This window comes from Saccharothrix coeruleofusca (assembly GCF_017876325.1).
Classification (GTDB): Bacteria; Actinomycetota; Actinomycetes; order Mycobacteriales; family Pseudonocardiaceae; genus Actinosynnema; species Actinosynnema coeruleofuscum.
Genome location: NZ_JAGINV010000001.1, coordinates 7268096 through 7287388, shown reverse-complemented (window position 1 = coordinate 7287388; position 19293 = coordinate 7268096). Strand labels below are relative to the sequence as shown.

Genomic DNA, 19293 nt, shown 5'->3' with positions numbered 1-19293 from the left:
GTGGCTCAACGGCCGTCCTCGTCGTCGGGGGAGCGGGAACCGCGGGACCGGCCGCTGACCGCGAAGCCGCGCACGACGCGCTTGACCGAGCGGCGTTCGGGCAGGTCCAGCGGGGTGATCTCGACCGGGGGGCGGGGTGGCGGCGCGGCGATCTCCGCGTCGTCCAGCTCCAGCGCTCCCACGGGGAAGCGCAGCCGCGGGTCGTCGCCGCGCGCGAGCACGGAGGTCTCCACGGGTTCGGGCTCGTCCTCGGGGCCGACCAGCAGCCGCCGGGCGGCCAGCGCGGCGCCCTTGACCACCGAGGTCTCCGGGGCGGCCTCCAGCGCCACCCGGCCGGGGACGGACGCGGCGATCAGCGGGATGCGGGCGCTGCCGCCGACCAGGACCACCGCGTCCGGGGTGGTGCCCCGGCAGGTCCGCCGCAGGGACTCCACCGCCTGCTCGACGGCGGGGCGGATCAGCTCCTCGAACCGCGCCCTGGTCAGCACCACCTCGACCGGTCCGGTGGGCAGGTGCACCGGGACGGCCGTCTCCGGCGTGCCGGACAGCACCCGCTTGGCGGCCTCGCAGTCGCGCCGCAGCCGGGCGAGCAGGCTCAGCGCGCGCGGGTCCTCGGCGTCGAGCTCGCCCAGCGCGCGGCCGAGCTCGGTGCGCACGTGGGACAGCACGGCGTCGTCGAAGTCGGCCCCGGCGTCCTGGTCCACGCCCTCGGTCCAGGACAGCAGCTCGAAGCCCCGGTCGGGGGCGCGGCGCACCAGCGCGGCGCTGAAGGCGTGGCTGCCCATGCTGAACACGCCGACCGTGCTCGCCGGGCCGCGCGCGAAGACGTGGTTCTCCGCGGCGGCGAGGGGTTCGGCGAGCAGCGTCACCTCGGGCAGCCCCATCGCCCGCAGCGCCCCGTGCACCAGCCCCTTGGCGTGCGGCCCCCACCCAGGGGGGTGAGTCAGGACGACGTGCGAGGCCCGCTCGCCCTCCCGGTCGGCGACCTGCCTGGCCACCCAGGCGACCATCAGGGCGGTCAGCTCCTCGGGCGCGCACAGCTCGGAGCCGAGCACGACCGGCACCTCGTCGCCGACCCGGCGCAGGAACCCGGTGGCGGTCCGGCGGGGGTCGCCCGGCTCCCCCACCGCGATCGTGCCGTCGGGGGTGAGCTGCAGGAACGAGGCCACGCCGCCGCCCGGTCCGCCGAGGCCGACCACCTCTGGCTCGGCCCGCCCGGCGCCGCCGAGCCTGCACACGGCCGCCGCGGTGCGCGTGGTGCCCACGTCGACCCCGAGGACGTACGGCAACTCGGAGCCTCCTTCGGTCACCTGTTCGCAGTAGGGCTCCCACTACCTACACGCGGGATCGGGGGGTCACAACTTCAGCCCCTAATCCCCTAGGGAGTGAACGAGAACCACCCCAACGTGGTTTCGGCATCTACTGGGAGCAATCCCCGATGGCCCGGTCCGCCACTCTCCGTACGTTGGGACCAACCCGCCGGGCCACCCCTGCCGGCCTGGCACCCGCGCCCCATCTGACCAGGAGAGTTTCCACATGGGCACCAGCCCCAACACGCTGCACGACTTCGTCCTCGAGCTGCTCAGCGACCCCAAGGCGCTGGAGGCGTTCCAGGTCGACGCCGAGGGCTCGCTGGCCGCGGCGGGCCTGAGCGACATCAGCGCCCTGGACGTGCAGGAGGTCATCCCGCTGGTCCTGGACTACGCGCCGACCGCGGGCCTGCCCGCCCTCGACGGCGTCGTGCTCAACGACCTGCCGCTGGACGTGGTGGAGGACGGCACCGCGGGCGCCATCACCCAGCTCCAGGCCGTGGCCCAGCAGCTGTCCCTCGCGGGCGTGCCGAGCACGTCCGACGTGAACCTCGCGGTGGCGGGCGCGCTCACCGCCGACGCGAACGGGCTGGACGCCTTCGGCGGCCTGTCCAGCTGGGGCCTGGTCGACGCGGTGGCCTCGGTGGACGCCACCGTCGCGGGGGACTTCTCCGCGGTGGGCGACGTGACCGACACCCTGGACGGCACGCTGCACACCACCACCGGCCAGGTCGACGACCTCGCCGACACGGCGACCGCCGCCGCCCACGGCGCGGTCGCCTCCGTTGGTGGGGTCACCGGTCCGCTGCCCGGCACGGAGGGCCTGACCAGCCACGTGTTCGGCACGGTCGACACGCTCAACGGCGTGGTCGACGGCGTGACCGGTGACCTCACCGGCAACCTGGGCGTGGACCAGACCCTGGGCCACGTCACCTCCCACGTCACCTCCCACGTGACCTCCCACGTGACCGAGGTGACCTCCGCGGCGCCGGTGGCGCCCGTGGTGGACACCGTGGCCGAGGTCGCCAACCACACCGGCGTGGACGACGTGGTGGGTCACGTCACCGGCAAGGTGGACGCGCTGGACGTCCCGGTCGTCGACTCGCTCGGCGTGGACGACCTGCTGTTCTGAGCTCGGTCGAGCCTCGGGAGGGCCCGCTCGTCCACCGGACGGGCGGGCCCTCCCCTTTCACCACGGACGGTCAGCAGGCACACTCTTTCGGGTGATGTCTGCGCCTTGGCTCGACGTGCTCGACGACACGATCAGGGCTTGCGCCGCGCACAACAGACCCGACCTGGCCGCCCGGCTGCGCGAGAAGCGGGCCAGCCAGCTCGACCCCAAGCTGCGGGTGCTGGTCGTCGGTGAGGCCAAGCAGGGCAAGAGCCAGCTCGTCAACGCGATGATCAACGCCCCGGTGTGCGCCGTGGGCGACGACGTCACCACCACCGTCCCCACCTTCGTGCAGCACGCCGAGACGCCCTCCGCCGCGCTGGTGCGCGGGGTCTCCATCGCCAACACCCCCACCGAGCGCATCCCGGTGCCCATCGACCAGGTCGCCCAGCAGGTCAGCGCGGGCCGCCCCGGCGAGCTGCTGGCCGCCGAGGTCGGCATCCCCCGCGCCCTGCTGACCTCCGGGCTGGTGCTGGTGGACACCCCCGGCGTGGGCGACCTGCGCTCGGCGCGCACCGCGAGCACGTTCACCGCCCTGCTCCAGGCCGACGCGGTGCTCATGGTCTCCGACGCGACCACCGAGCTGACCGCCTCCGAGCTGGAGCTGCTCAAGCAGGTGATGACCTCCTGCCCGAACGTCACCGTGGTGCTGACCAAGATCGACATCGCGGCGCAGTGGCGGCGCGTGGTCGAGCGCAACCGGGCCCACCTGGCGCGGGCGGGCGTCACCGCCAAGCTCATCCCGGTCTCCTCCGCGCTGCGGCTGCGCGCGGCCAAGACCGGCGACCGCGAGCTCAACGCCGAGTCGGGGTTCCCCGAGCTGCTGGCGTGCGTGCAGCAGGACATCGTGGCCGCCGCCGACGTGCTGGCCCGCCGCACCGTCGCGGTGGCCGCCGCCTCGGCCATCAAGCAGCTGGTCGCGCCGCTGCGGGAGGAGCTGTCCAGCCAGGGCTCGCGCGGCACCCAGGACACCATCGCGGCGCTGCACGAGGCCCAGCGCCGGGTCGACGAGCTGCGCCGCCGCTCCGCCCGCTGGCAGACCGTGCTCGCCGACGAGATGGCCGACCTGGTCTCCGACATCGAGTACGACCTGCGCGACCGCACCCGCAAGATCCTGCGCGAGGTGGACCGGACCTTCGAGACCGCCGACCCGATGCTGGGCTGGGACCGGTTCGAGCGCTGGCTGGAGGACAACCTCACCGAAGCCGCCACCACCAACTTCGCCTGGCTGCTGGACCGCTCGGAGTGGGTGGCCGAGAAGGTCGCCCGCAGCTTCCCGGTGCACCGCGAGGACCTGCTGCCCGAGTCGGTGTTCCCCGACGACGTGCTGGACCGGGTGTCCAAGATGGACCGCCCGGTGATCGAGAAGTTCAGCATCAGCCAGAAGTTCTTCACCGGCCTGCGCGGCTCCTACGGCGGCCTGCTGATGTTCGGCCTGGTCACCAGCCTGGCCGGGATGCCGCTGATCAACGCGATCTCGCTGGGGGCGGGGGCGCTGTTCGGCGGCAAGTCCATCATGGACGAGGGCGACCAGCGGCTCAAGCGCCGCCAGGCCGCCGCCCGCCAGGCCGCGCAGCGGCACGTGGACGACTTCTTCGTCAAGTTCAGCAAGGATTGCCGGGACGCCGCCCGGCACATCCAGCGCAGCCTGCGCAACCACTTCAGCACGCTGGCCGAGGAGATGCAGGAGACGCTGCTGGAGTCCGCCCGCAGCGCCCGCCGTGCGGTCCAGGACGACGCCACCGAGCGCGAGCGCCGCACCAGGGAGGCCAAGCGCGAGCTGGACGCGCTGGTCCAGCTCTACCAGCGGGTCCAGGCACTGGCGGCGGCGCCGGGCCAACCGCCGCTGGGGATCAGCGCGTGAACCTGGAGGATCGGGTCCAGGCCCTGCTCACCGAGGCGCTCGGCGTCTACCGCGACAGCCCTCGGGCGACCGCGTGGCTGCGCGGGCACCTGGCGCGGTTGGCCGAACCGGTGCGCGTCGCCGTCGCGGGCGCGCCGCTGGCGGGCAAGTCCACTGTGGCCAGTGCCCTGGTCGGCGAGGAGTTCGCGCCGCGCGCCGCGTTCACCTGGTACCGCGACGGCCCGCAGCCGCGCGCCCAGGCCGGACCGCACGAGGTGCCCGTGGTGCGCCGCGACGGCAAGGTGTTCGTGGAGGCCCCGACGGCGGACCGGGTGGTGGTCGACTGGCCGTCGCGGTCGCTGCGGGACGTGGTGGTGATCGACGCGCCCTCGGGGGCGCCGGTGGAGCAGGTCTACGGCGAGGCGGACGCGGTGCTGTACCTGACCCGGCACCTGCACACCGCCGACCTGCACTACCTGCAGGCCGCCCACGACCACCCCATCGCGCGGGCCACCCCGGTCGGCACGGTGCTGGTGCTGGCGCGCGCCGACGAGATCGGCGGCGGGCGGATCGACGCGCTGTCCTCGGCCAAGCAGATCGCCCGCCGCTACCGGCGCGAGCCCCGGATCAGGCCGCTGTGCCAGAACGTGGTCGCGGTCGCCGGGCTGCTCGCCGTGGCCGCGCGGACGCTGCGCGACGACGAGTTCGCCGCGCTGGCGGCGCTGGCCTCGCTGCCGCGCGCGGAGCTGGACGACCACCTGCTGTCCGCGGACCGGTTCGTCGGCGAGGACTTCCCGGTGCGGCTGGCCTCCCCGGTGCGGCAGCGGCTGCTGGACCGGTTCGGGCTGTTCGGCGTGCGGCTGACCAGCACCCTGGTGCGGCAGGGGTTCGACACGCAGGTCAAGCTGACCGGGCAGCTGGTGCAGCGCAGCGGCCTGGGCGAGCTGCGCGACTCGATCGGGCAGTACTTCACCGAGCGGCGCGAGGTGCTCAAGGCGCGCTCGGCGCTGCTGGGCCTGGACGTGGTGCTGCGCGCCGAACCCCGGCCCGCCGCGCGGGCGCTGGTCGCGGCGGTGGAGCGGGTGCTGGCCTCGGCGCACGACTTCCGGGAGCTGCGGCTGCTGGCGGCGCTGCAGGGCGGGCGGACCCGGCTGCCCGCCGAGCTGGACGCCGAGGCGGCGCGGCTGGTCGGCGGGCTGGGCACGAGCCTGCCCGCACGGCTGGGGATGGAGCACGAGCCCACCCCCGGCGAGGCGCGGCAGGGCGTGCTGGAGGCGTTGGGGCGCTGGCGCGAGCAGGCCGCCAACCCGGCGCTGGACCAGGCGCAGCGGCGCGCGGCGGAGGTGGTCGTGCGCAGCTGCGAGGGGATGCTCGCGGCGCTGGCGTGACGCCCGACTCCTGGACTCGGCCGACCGCGCCGGTCAGGCTGTGCGCATGACCGAGCGCACGACCGAAGTGCTCCGCTACGCGGCGTTCACCACCGACCCGGCGGGAGGCAACCCCGCCGGGGTGGTCCTCGACGCCACCGGCCTGGCCGACGAGGACATGCTCTCGCTGGCCGCATCGGTGGGCTACTCCGAGACCGCGTTCCTGCTCCCCACCGACGACCCGCGCGCGTTCGGCGTGCGGTACTTCAGCCCGCTGGTGGAGGTGCCGTTCTGCGGGCACGCCACCGTGGCGGCGGCGGTGGCGCTGGGCGGGTCCGGCGTGGTGCGGTTCGCCACCCGCGCGGGCGAGGTGGAGGTGGCGGCGGCGGCGGGCCGGGCCACGCTGACCAGCGTGGCGACCTCCTCCCGCGCCGCCTCCGAGGAGGACGTGGCGCGGGCGCTGCGGGCGCTGGGCTGGTCCGCCGACGACCTCGACCCGCGCTACCCGGTGCACTGGGCGTTCGGCGGGTCGCACCACCTGGTCGTGGTGGCCGGGACCAGGCAGCGGCTGGCCGACCTGGACTACGACTTCGACGCGCTGGCCGACCTGCTGCGGGAGCGCGACGCGGTGACCGCGCAGCTGCTCTTCCAGCGGGCCGAGGACGTGTTCGACGCGCGCGACCCGTTCCCGGTCGGTGGCGTGGTCGAGGACCCCGCCACCGGCTCGGCCGCCGCCGCGTTCGCGGGCTACCTGCGGGAGCTGGGCCTGGTGGACCGGCCGAGGGCGATCACCCTGCACCAGGGCGAGGACATGGGCCGGCCCAGCCTCCTGCTGGTGGAGGTCTCCCCCGACGACCCCCGCGCCCGCGTCTCCGGCTCCGCCGTCCGCCTCTGACCCCGCCCCTACAGAGCCTGCTGGATGCTCCTGGGGGTGCGGCCCAGGAGCTTCTCCAGGTCGGGGCGGACCTCCGACAGCACGCCCTTGGCGATGTTGGCCTCGATGTCGGCCAGCAGTTCCGCGAGGAACTCCGGCAGCCCGAAGGAGGCCAGCTGGGCCTGCCGCTCCTGCGGCGTGATCGCGCGGTGCTCGACGCCGCCCAGCTCGGCCAGTTCCGCGAAGCTCCAGGCGGTGGGCCCGGTCAGCTCGTAGGTGGCGTTGTCGTGGCCGTCGGAGGTGATCACGACGGCCGCCGCCTCGGCGAGGTCGTCGCGGGAGGCGCTGGCGATCCGGCCGTCACCGGCCGCGTGCACCAGCGCGCCCTGGGCCAGCGCGGGCGTGTAGTTCTCGTGGTACATGCCGTTGCGCAGGAAGGCGTGCGGGATGCCGGTGGCGCTGATGGCCTCCTCGGTCGCCTTGTGGACCTTGGCCAGGATCAGCGGGGAGGTGTCGGCGTCGGTGACGCTGGTGTAGGCGATGAAGGACACGCCCGCTTCCTTCGCGGCGGCGACGGCGGCCCGGTGGGCTTCCACGCGCTCCTCGTCGGGGCCGTCGATGGAGACGAGCACGAGCTTGTCCACGCCCGCGAAGGCAGTGCGGAGGGTTTCGGGGCGGGTGAAGTCGCCGTGCCGCACGTCCACCCCCCGCGCGGCGAGCGCGCTCGCCTTCTCCGGGTCGCGCACCGAGACGGCCAGTTCGGCGGCCGGGATGCGGTTCAGGACGTGCTCGACGATCAGGGAGCCGAGGTGGCCGGTCGCGCCGGTGATCAACGTGGTCATGGCGGACACGTTAGGAAAACCGCTCACTATTCGTAAGTACCCACCTTGAAGTGGGGTACTTACGAATACGAAAGCATCCAGCTAGGCTGCCCTTCATGGCCCTGACAGGTGACGTGTACGACCACAACTGCCCCTCCCGCGTGATCGCCGACCACGTGACCGGCCGGTGGGGCAGCCTGGTGCTGGGCAAGCTGCTGGAGGGCACCCTGCGGTTCTCCGCGCTGCGCCGCGAGGTGCGCGGGGTGAGCGAGAAGATGCTGGCCCAGACGCTGCAGGCGCTGGAGCGCGACGGGCTGGTGCGGCGCGTGGTGCACCCGGTGATCCCGCCGCACGTGGACTACTCCCTCACCGAGCCGGGCAGGCAGATCGCCCTGCGGATCAAGGGCATGTTCGAGTGGATCGAGCAGAACCTGCCGACCCTGCTGGCGGCGCAGCGGGAGTACGACGACCGGCGCATGGCGAACGTGTGACAGGTCACATGGACCCCTCCGAGCTTTGCTGGGCCGAATTGGGCAATTTCTCCTGAGCTGACCCGACTCGGACCGCCCACAGATCGGAGGGGTTGCCGAAGGGGTCGGTCCGGCAAAAGGTGAATTCCCTGTGAGCTTTGCCAGAATGAAGGGATGACGCAGCCGTTCACCGACGACCGGCACCCGGCGGAGCCCTATCCGGGAGCCCGGCCGGGGCACTGCTTCGTGCACCTGGACGGGGCGGGGTGGCCGGTCACCCCGGACCCCGGCGCCGACTCGGGGTGGCGGGTCGCCCCCGACGGGGTGGACCTGGACGAGTGGCTGGCCCGGCACGGCGAGCCGCCGCTGGCGGGCCGGATGCCGGTGCTGGCCTACGGGTCCAACGCCAACCCCGCCAAGGTGACGTGGCTGCGCGAGGAGCTGGGCCTGCCCGGCCCCGCCGTGGTGCTGCGCGCCCGCTGCGAGGGCATCGCCGCGGTGTGGGCCGCCGGCCTGCGCAAGACCGACGGGCAGCGGCCCGCCACGCTGGCCGCCGCGCCCGGCGTCGAGGAGGAGCACGCGGTCTGGTTCGCCACCGCCGAGCAGCTGCGCGTGCTGGACCGGTGCGAGGGCCGGGGGCTGCGCTACCAACTGGTGCGGTTGCACACCGGTCGGGTGACGTTGTTCAACGGCGGGGTGATCGACTCCGTGCTGGCCTACACCGGGGCGGGCTCCCGGCGGATGCCGCTGCTGTCCGGCGGGCGGCCGGTGCGGTGCGCCGAGGTGGACCAGCGGGGCGCGCGCAGGCTGGCGGGCCGGGCCGCGCTCACCGACGGCCTGGACGTGTCGCCGGTGCGCGGCGCCCCGTCACCGGACGACTGGCCGGACCGGCTCTTCGTCTACGGCACGCTCCAGCCCGGCCTGAGCGCGTGGTCCCTGGTGGAGCCGTTCACCTCGGGCGAGCCCGAACGGGTGATGTTGCCGGGCGTGCTGCACGACACCGGCCTGGGTTACCCGGCGCTGCGCCCCGGCGGCGACGGCGCGGGCGTGCCGGGGCACCTGCTGCGGCTGGAGACGCCCGAGGCGGCGCTGCCCGTGCTCGACGAGTACGAAGGCCCTGAGTACCGGCGGGTTCGCGTCACGCTGCCGGACGGCCGGGTGTGCTGGACCTACCTGTGGGCCGCCGAGGTGACCGGGATGCCGGTGCTCGCGCGGGGCTGGGTCGAAAAGCGACCGTGATACCCCCGATCAAGTGAAATCCTGTCCACCCCACCCAACCGGTCGTCGCGCGGGCACGTCCTCTGGGTAGACCACGGGAGACCACAGGCCCGACCAGGAGGTGGACATGAGGCGACGGACGCTCGTCGCGTGCGGTGTTCTCGCGGCTTCGCTCACCGCGTGCGGCGATGCCCAGACGGCAGCCGACCAGACCGCCCTGTCGACCACGGCGTCACCGCCCGCCACGTCGTCATCGACGTCGCAGGCTGGCACAGCGGCGGGCACAGCGGCGGGCACGCCACCTCCCCCGCCCTCCTCGGCCGCGCCCCCGGCGGCGACGGACCCCGGCCGCTGCTCGGCGGCGGTGCTCGACGGCAGGGTCGAGCCCACCGACGCCGGGGCGGGCAACCGCTACGGCAAGCTGCTGGTCACGAACACCGGCGCCGGCCCGTGCACCCTCAACGGCTACAGCGGCCTGCAACTGCTGGCCGCCGACGGCAGCCAGGTGCCGACCCAGCTGGAGCGCACCGCCGACCCCGGCCCCTCCGCGGTGACCCTGCCCCCCGGCGGCACCGCCGTGGCGAACCTGCACTGGACCGTCGTGGCCACCGGCGACGAGCCGGTGGACCGGCCGTGCGAGCCGGAGGCCCCCAGCGCCGCGGCGGTCCCGCCCGACGAGACCGAGCCGATGCGGCTGAACTGGGGCCTGGGGCCGGTGTGCGGCGGCGGGAAGATCTACATCAGCGCGTTCTACGCTGCTTAGGTGATCGAGTCCAACGTCCCCGGCCACTCGGGGGAACTCGCGGTCCGCACCTGGCCCAACCTGGAGGCCACGTGGCTCGCCGTGCTGGTGCACGGGTACGGCGAGCACTCGGGCCGGTACGGCCACGTGGCCGAGGCCCTCGTCGCGGCGGGCGCCCTGGTGGTGGCCGCCGACCAGGCGGGCCACGGCGGCTCGGAGGGGCCCCGCGCGCTGATCACCGACGTCGACGGCCTGGTGGCCGACGTGGACGCGGCGATCAGCTCGGCCGCCTCCGACCTGCCGATCGTCCTCATCGGACACTCCGTGGGCGGCCTGGTCGCCGCCAAGTACGCGCAGGAGCACCGCGAGCGGCTGGCCGCGCTGGTGCTCTCCGCGCCGGTGCTGGGCACCTGGCAGGGCTTGGACCTGCTGTCCGAGCCGGAGATCCCGGACGAGTCCATCGACCCGAAGCTGCTCTCCCGCGACCCCGAGGTGGTCAGGGGCTACGCCGCCGACCCGCTGGTCTGGCACGGACCGTTCCAGCGCGCCACGCTGGAGGCGCTGGAGCGGGCGCTGGAGGAGGTCAACTACGGGCCCGCCCTGGAGGACCTGCCCACGCTGTGGCTGCACGGCGACGCCGACGAGCTGGTTCCGCTGGCCGACACGCGCACCGGCACCGATCGGCTGCGCGGGCTGCTGTTCGAGGAGCGGGTGTACCCCGGCGCGCGGCACGAGGTGTTCAACGAGACCAACCGGGACGAGGTGCTCGCCGACGTGGTCGAGTTCGTGCGGCGGGTGCTGGAGCTGGGCTGAGCGGCGGTCCCGCCGGGCCGCCGCCCCTCGCCCCTCACCAGCCCTGGTCGGTTGGCCGCACCAGGATCTCGTTGACCGCGACGTGCTCGGGCTGGGTCACCGCGTACACCACGGCCGCCGCGACGTCCTCGGGCTGGAGCTGCCGCATGGCCGCCGCGGTGCGCTCCATGTTGGCCTTGGCCTCCTGGTCGGTGATGTGGTCGCGCAGCTCGGTGGCGACCACGCCGGGCTCGACCACGATGACGCGCACGCCGCGCTGGGTGACCTCCAGGCGCAGCGACTCGCTGAAGGCGTTGAGCCCGAACTTGGTGGCGTTGTAGACGCCCCCGCCCGCCCGCACCACCCGGCCCGCGGTGGAGGACACCTGCACCACCGCGCCCCGGCGCTCCAGCAGGTGCGGCAGCGCGGCGTGGGTCAGGTACATCACCCCGAGCAGGTTGGTCGAGACCATGCGGGTCCAGTCGGTGGTGTCCGCGCCCTCGATCTTGCCCAGCAGCATCACGCCCGCGTTGTTGACCAGCACGTCCAGCCCGCCGTAGGTGTCGGCGACGCGCTGGACCGCCGCCCGGCAGGCGGCCTCGTCGGTCACGTCCAGCTCGACGGGCAGCACGCGGGCGCCCTCTTCGGTCAGCCGCTCCTCCAGCGCCTTGAGCCGCTCGACCCGCCGCGCCGCGATGGCGACGGCGGCCCCCGCGCGGGCCAGCGCGACCGCCGTGGCCTCGCCGATGCCCGACGACGCGCCGGTGACGAGGGCGACCTTGCCTTGCAGGTGGTTCGTCATGGCTCCACTCAACACCGCTGGACCTGCTCAAGGTCAAGCCAGTGGTTCGGTGCTGCCGCGGGTCTCGTCGACCAGCTCGGCGATCGCGGCGGCGACGGCGGCCCGGTCCGCGGGCAGGCAGGTGGTCCGGTCGGGTCCGCGCAGCACCAGCAGCCTGCCGAGCCCGGTGTCGTGGAAGGCGACCACGCGCCCGGAGCGCCGCCCGCCCGCGGTGACCGCGAACCGGCCGTGGTGGCCCGCGTCGCGCAGCGCCCGCGCGCACCGCTCGGCGGCGGACCGGGGTTCGCCCCGCGCGGCCAGCGCCGCGGCGAGGTGGTCGCGGTCGGCTTCGTCCAGCGCGGTGGCGCGCACGCTGACCGGCGGCAGCGGCGCCGGGTCGACCGGGGCCAGCCCGGCCAGCAGCTGGCCGGGCACGGCGTAGTGCGGGACGCTGACCAGCACGGCGTGGTCGGCCCGCAGCACGGCCAGCACGCCGACCGGCCCCGACAGCGCCGCCCGCAGCCGCACCGGCTCGTCCAGGAACTGCCACGAGTCGATCCGGCACTCGCCCCCCGCCAGCGTGCGCAGTTGCCGCTCCAGCTGACCGCCCCGCGGTGCGACGCCGCGCCCGCGCAGCCCGGTCAGCACCTCGCGGACCGAATCGCGCGGCTGGACTGCGGCCGGGTCGAGCACCCGCGGCAGCGCGCCCAGGCCCAGGTGCGACCAGCACACCGCCAGCTCGACCGGGGACAGCCGGACCGGGGACCACAGCACGGTGTGGCCGGTCACCGGTCGGCCACCGGCCGGACGCGCGCGAATTCGCCGTGTCGTTGCCCGCGCACCCCCACCCCTACCCCCGGAAACCCGCAAAAGGGCGATTTCCGACGCCTTTGCCCGCTGTTCCCGCAAGGTTGCGGCAACAGTCGGTGCGGGCGCGGCAGCGCGACCGGATGCGCCCGCCCCGAACGCCGCCCGCCCGCCGGGCACGCACGTGATCAGGCCGGATGATCCGGACCGCCGCCGATGCCCACCCATTCCACGGCTATTGTTCAACACCTCCGAATGGTTCACCGGAGCGACACGGCAACCATTCCGGGATATCTTCTCCCGGTCGCTCCGAGGAAACCAGGGCGACTCTCCGGCCACCATCGGGTAACCGAATGAACCGCACTGCGAAAATCCTTCGGGTGATTCGCGCGGCCGCCGCCCGCCCGGCCTGGTGGGAGCGCGTGCCGGGGCAGGACCCGCCTGGTGGACAATCGCCCCGCGATGGCTGGAGATGACCTGGAGCTGTTGATCACACTGGTGGTCGCGGCCGACGACGAGCGGCAGGCGCTGACCGCCTGCGCCGGGTTGCTGCGGCGGGTAGGCGGGTCGGTCCTCCAGGCCCGCGACTGCTCGGACGAGGAGCCCGGCTGCTGGTCGGTCACCATCAGCCGGACCAGCGGCGAGCCGACCACCGGTGACGCCGCCCGGCACAGCGCGGGCGCGCTGGCCATGGCCGTGCGCGGGTTCGTCCGGGCGCTCGGCGACGACTTCCCCCTGCCGCGGATCGCCTGCGACCCGCCCGCCGCGTGGGCGGTGATCGAGGACCCGGCGCTGCTGGACGGGCTGGTGCCCGGCGCGGAGCGGCTGCTGGTCGAGGCGTGGGCCGGGGGCGACCCCTACCGGCGCGACGTCGGGGCGGCACCCGAGCCGGAGCCGGAGCCGGAGCCGGAACCCGCGCCCGAACCCCCGCCCGAACCCCCGCAGGCCCCCGAACCGGTCCCCGAACCCGAACCCGAACCGGGGCCCGAACCCGCGCTGACGCCCGATCCGGACTCGACCGTTCGGCTGCTTCTGCGGGTGGACGTGGCGGCGGACCGGCCCGCCGGGGCCGAGTGGCAGGCGCGGGCGGTAGCCAGCCGGGTGGGTCGGGATGGCAAGATCACCCGTGTGGCTCCCCTCGGGCACCTACTGAGCGTGCACTTCGACCTCGGGATGAGTGTGGGGTCGACCACGTCGGTGCTACTCGACGCAGTGTCCTCGCTGGGCCGTTCGGGGTGGTCCGCGCCGGAGTGGTCGGGCGAATCGGCCACGGTCCGCTGGTCAGCGACACCACCCCCGATAACGGGGGTCACCGCATTGGAACTCAACGCGACGCCGACTTCGGCATTGGTGTGGACGGAGCCCGAGTGAGCGTTCGCGCGCTCTAACCCAAAAGGGTGGACTTGCAATACACTCCACCAGCGGCGGGCACTCTTAAACTGTGAATTTTTGGGCAGAAGTTCAACGCGCGGCTGGGTAACCATAAGCGCGGGGGCGGTTCAGAGGGAGACGGGATTCGACATGGCCAGCATCGAAGAGGTCCGTGCCGCGATCGCCCAAGCCATCGAGAAGGCGGGCCAGAGCGCCGCCGCGCTGCAGCAGGCCGCCGACCTCGCCGAGGACGCGCAGGCGCTGCTCAACACGGCCACCCAGGGCAGCGTCCAGTCCGACGTGGAGCAGGCCAACGCCCAGTTCGCCGAGGTGGTCAGCGGCGTCAACGACTTGCAGAAGTTCCTCGGCGCGGGCATCTCGCAGGCCGAGAGCATCAATTCGAGGCTCTAGCGTGACGTCGGTCGCGGAGGTCAAGCTCGCCCTGGAGCAGAGCTGCGAGTTCCTGCGGGACGCCTACCGCAGCGTGCGGGAGGCGGAGAGCGCGCTGGACGACGCGCTGGAGGTGCTGGCGGAGGCCGACGCCAACCACCAGGACGCGCTGGTGCCGCCCGGTTTCCTCAAGGCCAAGGAGGGCTTCGCCGCTCAGCTGGAGCTGATCGTGCGCAGCCTGGACCTGGTCCAGCGGTTGACCGCGGAGCTCTGACGTGAGCAGGCGCGACGAACGCCGGAGGAAGGTCCAGGCCGCCCTGGAGGAGTTCCGCCGCTCGGTGGCCGCCGCGCTGGGCAACGCCGCGCGCGAGCACCACCGGCTGGCCGAGGAGCGGGCCCGCGACATGTTCGAGGTCATCCTGCGCGGCGACGGCGTCGACCGGGCGCTGGAGGACCCGGCGCTGGCCGGGGCGCTGGCCAAGCCCCTGTTCGACGCGCGGCTGGCGAGCGCGCTGATCGACCGGGTGGAGGCGTTCCGCGAGTGGTCCGAGCACGGCCCGGACCAGCTGACCGCCCTGGTGGGCGAAGTGGCGGACGGCCCGGCGTCCTGGCCGCCCGAGGCGTGGCTGGGCAGCGCGGGCACCGCCGACGGCAGCGAGGGCGTGCCGGAGCTGTGGCGCATCGGCACGGGCGTGGTGCGCACGGCGCCCGAGCCCCAGCGGTTCCCGGTGGCGGTCCCGCTGCTGGACCAGGCCCACCTGCACGTGGCGTCGGTGCCGGACAGCCGCGCGACGGCCGAGGCGCTGGTGGAGAACCTGCTGCTGCGGGTGCTCAGCCACTTCCAGCCCGGTCTGGTGCACGTGCACGTGTGGGACGTCAGCCAGCTCACCGGCTCGCTGCCCGGCCTGTACCCGCTGACCCGCGCGGGCCTGCTCACCGTGCACGACCCGGCGCGGCTGCACGAGATGCTCGACGAGCTGTCCGACCACATCCGCCGGGTGCACACCGGGGTGCTGGTCGAGGGCCACCAGTCGGTGCGCGCGGTCAGCGCGGGCGGCAGGCGCACCGAGCCGTGGCACGTCGCGGTGCTGTTCGGCAACCGGCAGCCGCTGCGCGAGGAGCACCAGCAGCAGTTGCAGCGGGTGGCCCGCAACGGCTTGGCGGCGGGCGTGCAGCTGTTCATCGTCGACATCCCGATCACGGTGAACTCGCCGGTGGAGACGGTGACCGTGCACGCCGACCAGAGCGCGAGCTGCACGATGACCGGCAAGCACGTGGCGGTGGCGCTGGACCCGCCGCTGCCGCGCGCCCAGGTGCCCAGGGCGTGCGCGGTGATCGCGGACAAGCGCGAGGAGCGGCGCACCCGGTTCGGCGCGTTCGACGACCTGCTGCCCGAGCACCTGTGGACCGAGAGCTCGGCCGCGGGCGTGGTCACCCCGGTCGGCTACCACGACGGCGAGCCGGTGCACGTGGCGCTGGGCGACACCTCGCCGCACGCGCTGGTGGGCGGGCCGAGCGGGTCGGGCAAGACGAACTTCCTCTACGCCATGCTCGGCGGGCTGGCCGCCCGGTACTCGCCGGACGAGCTGGAGCTGTACCTGCTGGACTTCAAGGAGGGCGTGTCGTTCGCCCAGTTCGCGCCGGGCCGCAAGGACCCGACGTGGCTGCCGCACGCGCGGCTGGTCGGGGTGAACGTCAACACCGACCGCGAGTTCGGCGTGGCGCTGCTGAAGTTCCTGTCCGACGAGATGCGCAGGCGCGCGGACGCGGCCAAGCAGCACGAGGTCACCAAGCTGGAGCAGCTGCGCGAGGAGGACCCGGAGGGCCGGTGGCCGCGCATCGTCGCGGTGGTCGACGAGTTCCAGTACCTGTTCGGCGAGCGCGACCAGGTCACCCAGCAGGCCACCCAGCTGCTGGAGGACGTGGCCCGGCGGGGCCGCTCGCAGGGCATCCACCTGGTGCTGTGCAGCCAGGACGTGGCGGGCATCGAGGGCTTCTGGGGCAAGTCGGCGATCTTCGAGCAGTTCACCGTGCGGATCGCGCTGCCCAAGGCGCGCCGGGTGCTGGCCGAGCCGCACAACGACGCGGCGGTGGAGCTGCCGCGCTGGCACGCGGTGGTCAACCACGAGTCGGGGGTGCGGCCGGGCAACGAGGTCGCCCGCATCCCGGACGCGACCCGCCGGGGCACCTTCGACGTGCTGCAGGCGGAGCTGTTCCGGCGCAGGCCCTCGGACCTGCCCGAACCGGTGCTGTTCGACGGCGGCCGGGTGCCCGCGCTGCGGGCGCTGCCGGACTTCCGGGCGCTGCGCGCCGGGGAGGTCAACCCGACCGTGCTGCTGGGCCAGGTGATCGACGTGGCGGGCAGCGCGGCCGGGGTCCGCTTCCCCCGCACGCCGGGCCGCAACATCGCGGTGCTGGGCTCGCTGGCCGAGGACGCCGCGGGGGTGCTGGGCAGCGCGGCGCTGTCGCTGGCCCGCCAGCACGAGCCCACGGCGGCCAGGTTCACCGTGATCTGCCTGGCCGAGGACGCCCAGCCGCACGCCGACCGCCTGGTCAAGCAGCTGCGCAACACAGACCACGAGGCGAACCTGCTGGGCCTGGAGGGGATCAGGGGGCTGCTCGGCGAGACCGCGCAGCAGCTCAGGGCGGCGGCCACCAGCGCGCTCGCCGCCCCGCAACCGCACTACGTCGTGATCTACGCGGTGGACGCGGCGCACACGGCGCTGGAGGAGAAGGACCCGGCGACGCGCACGTCCGGCCTGGACCACCTGCGCACCGTGCTCAAGCACGGGCCGGAGCACCGCACCCACGTGATCGGCTGGTGGCGCGGCGTGCAGCGGCTGAAGAACAGCCTGCCGCCGGGCGTGTACGACGACATCGGCGCGTGGGTCGCCTTCGACGTGCAGGGCAAGGAGCTGCTGTCGTTCGGGCCGGAGCAGGTCATGGCGTGGTCGCCGAGGCCGCGCCGGGGGCTGTTCTTCGACCGGTTCGAGCACTCCCGGCCGCAGGTGCTCATCCCGTTCGACACCGGGGAGGAGTCGTGATGGGCCAGCACAGCGCCGACCCGCACCAGCCGTCCGCGGTCGAGCGGTACAAGGAGACCATCGCCATGGTGGGCGAGTCCGTGGAGCGGATGCGGGCGCGGGACCGCGCCGTGGTCCGGCAGCTGCTGGAGCGGCTGGCGGAGTCCCAGGAGCGCATGGCCGCCGCGCTGGAGCAGGAGAAGGCGGTCAAGGCGGACGTGGAGCAGTACTGGGAGGCGGCGGTGAAGGCGCTGTGGGACGAGCGGTGGACCTCCATCGGCTCGCGCCCCACCCCGGACGAGGCCGTGCCGCCCCGCCCCCAGCAGGAGTACAACGCCGCGATGGACGCCGCCTTCCACGCCCTGGAGGAGGCGCTGCAGAAGCGCTCCCTGCTGCGCCGCAAGCCCTGACCCCGCGAGCCGAGCGTTCGGACACCGCGAACCGAGGGTCCAAGCACCGCGAACCGAGCGTTCGCGACGCCGGGTAGTGGTTACCGGCCGCCGGAGGCGTGCCGGGTAGTACTTGCCGACGCGGGGGGCGGGGCGGGCGATGATGCGGGGATGCGTCGACTGCACAGCCCCGCCGACCTGGCCGACCGGAGCACCATGATCCGCTGGGCCGCCCAGGCGCTGGCCTGGGGCGGCTCCGCCTGGGCGCACGGCGGCGCGGTCGCCGTGCTGGCCCCCCGGCTCAACCGCCACGACCGGCTGGTCCTGGACGGGCCGCCCGGCGACGTGGACGCCCTGCTGGAGCACCTGGCCGCCCCGCACCTGCGACCGCTGGTCACCACCGACCTCGCCGCGCGGCTGAGCACCCCGGCCAGGGTGGTCTTCGGGTGGATGGAGCGCGGTGGCGAGCTGGCCCCCGGCCCAGGAAGATGGCTCGCGGAGTCCGAGTGGGACGAGGTGGAGGCGTTGCTGCGCGAGGCGAACCCGAACTCCTACGTGTGGCCGCGCGAACCCGGCCCGACGCGGTGGGCGGGGCTGCGCGTGGACGGCGGGCTGGTCGCGGTCGCCGCCGACGCCTGGTCCGCGCCGACCGCGGGCTTCCTCGCGGGCGTGGCCACGCACCCCGACCACCGCGGCCGGGGCCTGTCCACCGGGCTCTGCGCGTTCGTCGCCAGTTCGCTGCTGACCCGCCACGGCACCTGCGCCCTCATGGTCGACGCGGGCAACGCCGACGCCATCGCCGTCTACCGCAAGCTCGGCTTCGACTACCGCGGCGTGGCCGTGCTGGAGTCGCCGCGCCAGTCCACTCCAGGAAGTCCACTCGAGACAGTCCGCTGAGGAGCGCCGATGACCGCCCGTGAGATCCGCCTGGCCGCCCGGCCGAAGGGCTTGCCCACCCCGGAGGACTTCGAGCTGGCGGAGGTCCCCGTGCCCCGGCCCGGTCCGGGCGAGCTGCTGGTGCGCAACGTGCTGATGAGCGTCGACCCGTACATGCGCGGCCGGATGAACGACGTCAAGTCCTACGTCGAGCCGTTCCGCCTCGGCGAGCCGCTGGACGGCGGGGCGATCGGCGAGGTCGTGGAGTCCGACGCGGAGGGGTTCGCGCCCGGCGACAAGGTGCTGCACGGCCTGGGCTGGCGCGAGTACGCCGTGCTCGACCCGCGCCACGCGGTGAAGGTGGACCCGGACGCCGCCCCGCTGGGGGCCTACCTCGGCGTGCTGGGCATGACCGGGTTGACCGCCTACGCGGGCCTGCTGGAGGTGGCCGCGTTCAAGGAGGGCGAGGTCGTCTTCGTCTCCGGCGCGGCGGGCGCGGTGGGCCAGGTGGCCGGGCAGGTGGCGAAGCTGCGCGGTGCGAAGCGGGTGATCGGCAGCGCGGGCTCCGACGACAAGGTCGCCTTCCTGACCGGCGAGCTCGGCTTCGACGCGGCGTTCAACTACAAGAGCGGCAAGGTGGCCGACCTGCTCGCCGAGGCCGCGCCGGACGGCATCGACGTGTACTTCGACAACGTCGGCGGCGACCACCTGGAGGCGGCCATCGCCTCGTTCAACGACTTCGGCCGCGCGGCGCTGTGCGGCGCGATCTCGGTCTACAACAGCACTTCCGCGCCCACCGCGCCGCGCAACCTGGGCCTGGCGGTGGGCAAGCGCCTGACGCTGCGCGGGTTCCTGGTCCGCGACCACGGCCACCTGCGCGAGCGGTTCCAGCGGGAGGTGGGCCGCTGGGTCGCCGAGGGCAGCCTGCGCTACCGGGAGACGGTCACCAGCGGCGGCCTGGACAAGGCCCCCGAGGCGTTCATCGGCATGCTGCGCGGGGAGAACCTGGGCAAGGCGCTGGTGGAGCTGTGAGGCCGCCGGGGCCGCC

General features: G+C 74.1%; 19 protein-coding genes. 15 read left to right on the top strand and 4 right to left on the bottom strand.

Features of this window, described 5'->3' with window-relative positions:
* Window positions 1–5: 5 nt before the first annotated feature.
* Window positions 6–1289: an Hsp70 family protein gene (locus tag JOF41_RS33865; RefSeq protein WP_189221035.1), complete on the bottom strand. Its 1284-nt coding sequence runs from the start codon at window positions 1287–1289 to the stop codon at window positions 6–8.
* 247 nt (window positions 1290–1536) lie between these two features.
* Between JOF41_RS33865 and JOF41_RS33860 the strand changes: the two genes are divergently transcribed.
* The 4 genes from JOF41_RS33860 to JOF41_RS33845 all read left to right on the top strand — a co-directional run bounded on the left by JOF41_RS33860 (window position 1537) and on the right by JOF41_RS33845 (window position 6586).
* On the top strand, window positions 1537–2442 hold the full coding sequence (locus tag JOF41_RS33860; RefSeq protein ID WP_209623768.1) for an IniB N-terminal domain-containing protein: 906 nt from the start codon (window positions 1537–1539) through the stop codon (window positions 2440–2442).
* A 94-nt stretch (window positions 2443–2536) separates the two neighbouring features.
* Window positions 2537–4345 (top strand): dynamin family protein, encoded by a 1809-nt coding sequence (locus JOF41_RS33855; RefSeq protein ID WP_189221703.1) that lies wholly within the window; start codon window positions 2537–2539, stop codon window positions 4343–4345.
* The gene (locus JOF41_RS33850; RefSeq protein WP_209623767.1) at window positions 4342–5712 is read left to right on the top strand and encodes a hypothetical protein; all 1371 of its coding nucleotides are present in this window, start codon (window positions 4342–4344) and stop codon (window positions 5710–5712) included. Before JOF41_RS33855 ends, JOF41_RS33850 begins: the two co-directional genes overlap by 4 nt.
* Window positions 5713–5758: 46 nt before the next feature.
* Window positions 5759–6586 carry a PhzF family phenazine biosynthesis protein gene (locus JOF41_RS33845; RefSeq protein ID WP_209623766.1) on the top strand — a complete coding sequence of 276 codons (828 nt, stop codon included), beginning with the start codon at window positions 5759–5761 and terminating at the stop codon, window positions 6584–6586.
* A gap of 8 nt (window positions 6587–6594) precedes the next feature.
* On the opposite strand, the gene JOF41_RS33840 is transcribed toward JOF41_RS33845, so the two are convergent.
* Window positions 6595–7407, bottom strand: coding sequence for an SDR family oxidoreductase (locus JOF41_RS33840; RefSeq protein ID WP_209623765.1), 813 nt, complete (start codon window positions 7405–7407; stop codon window positions 6595–6597).
* A 95-nt stretch (window positions 7408–7502) separates the two neighbouring features.
* Between JOF41_RS33840 and JOF41_RS33835 the strand changes: the two genes are divergently transcribed.
* The 4 genes from JOF41_RS33835 to JOF41_RS33820 all read left to right on the top strand — a co-directional run bounded on the left by JOF41_RS33835 (window position 7503) and on the right by JOF41_RS33820 (window position 10629).
* Window positions 7503–7877, top strand: coding sequence for a winged helix-turn-helix transcriptional regulator (locus tag JOF41_RS33835; protein ID WP_189221040.1), 375 nt, complete (start codon window positions 7503–7505; stop codon window positions 7875–7877).
* A 153-nt stretch (window positions 7878–8030) separates the two neighbouring features.
* Complete coding sequence (locus JOF41_RS33830; RefSeq protein ID WP_189221041.1) at window positions 8031–9095, top strand: gamma-glutamylcyclotransferase family protein; 1065 nt, start codon at window positions 8031–8033, stop codon at window positions 9093–9095.
* Window positions 9096–9201: 106 nt separating this feature from the next.
* Window positions 9202–9837 (top strand): DUF4232 domain-containing protein, encoded by a 636-nt coding sequence (locus JOF41_RS33825; RefSeq protein ID WP_209623764.1) that lies wholly within the window; start codon window positions 9202–9204, stop codon window positions 9835–9837.
* Window positions 9838–10629 (top strand): alpha/beta fold hydrolase, encoded by a 792-nt coding sequence (locus JOF41_RS33820; protein WP_189221043.1) that lies wholly within the window; start codon window positions 9838–9840, stop codon window positions 10627–10629.
* A gap of 34 nt (window positions 10630–10663) precedes the next feature.
* Here the strand turns inward: JOF41_RS33820 and JOF41_RS33815 are convergent, their stop codons facing one another.
* A complete protein-coding gene (locus JOF41_RS33815; RefSeq protein WP_209623763.1) occupies window positions 10664–11410 on the bottom strand; it encodes an SDR family NAD(P)-dependent oxidoreductase in 747 nt (248 codons plus the stop codon).
* 33 nt (window positions 11411–11443) lie between these two features.
* Window positions 11444–12178: an ESX secretion-associated protein EspG gene (locus tag JOF41_RS33810; protein ID WP_189221045.1), complete on the bottom strand. Its 735-nt coding sequence runs from the start codon at window positions 12176–12178 to the stop codon at window positions 11444–11446.
* 480 nt (window positions 12179–12658) lie between these two features.
* On the opposite strand from JOF41_RS33810, the gene JOF41_RS33805 reads away from it, so the two are divergent.
* The 7 genes from JOF41_RS33805 to JOF41_RS33775 all read left to right on the top strand — a co-directional run bounded on the left by JOF41_RS33805 (window position 12659) and on the right by JOF41_RS33775 (window position 19277).
* Window positions 12659–13567 carry a hypothetical protein gene (locus JOF41_RS33805; RefSeq protein ID WP_209623762.1) on the top strand — a complete coding sequence of 303 codons (909 nt, stop codon included), beginning with the start codon at window positions 12659–12661 and terminating at the stop codon, window positions 13565–13567.
* A gap of 150 nt (window positions 13568–13717) precedes the next feature.
* Window positions 13718–13978: a hypothetical protein gene (locus tag JOF41_RS33800; RefSeq protein ID WP_189221047.1), complete on the top strand. Its 261-nt coding sequence runs from the start codon at window positions 13718–13720 to the stop codon at window positions 13976–13978.
* A 1-nt stretch (window position 13979) separates the two neighbouring features.
* The gene (locus JOF41_RS33795; protein ID WP_189221048.1) at window positions 13980–14231 is read left to right on the top strand and encodes a hypothetical protein; all 252 of its coding nucleotides are present in this window, start codon (window positions 13980–13982) and stop codon (window positions 14229–14231) included.
* Between the two features lies 1 nt (window position 14232).
* On the top strand, window positions 14233–17001 hold the full coding sequence (locus JOF41_RS33790; protein ID WP_209623761.1) for an FtsK/SpoIIIE domain-containing protein: 2769 nt from the start codon (window positions 14233–14235) through the stop codon (window positions 16999–17001).
* Entirely contained in the window at window positions 17001–17390 is a 390-nt protein-coding gene (locus JOF41_RS33785; protein ID WP_189221050.1) for a hypothetical protein, read from the top strand. The genes JOF41_RS33790 and JOF41_RS33785 overlap by 1 nt, the downstream gene beginning before the upstream one ends.
* A 150-nt stretch (window positions 17391–17540) precedes the next feature.
* Window positions 17541–18266 (top strand): GNAT family N-acetyltransferase, encoded by a 726-nt coding sequence (locus JOF41_RS33780; protein ID WP_209623760.1) that lies wholly within the window; start codon window positions 17541–17543, stop codon window positions 18264–18266.
* 9 nt (window positions 18267–18275) lie between these two features.
* Window positions 18276–19277, top strand: a complete 1002-nt coding sequence (locus tag JOF41_RS33775; protein WP_189221051.1) for an NADP-dependent oxidoreductase — start codon at window positions 18276–18278, stop codon at window positions 19275–19277.
* Window positions 19278–19293: the final 16 nt, after the last annotated feature.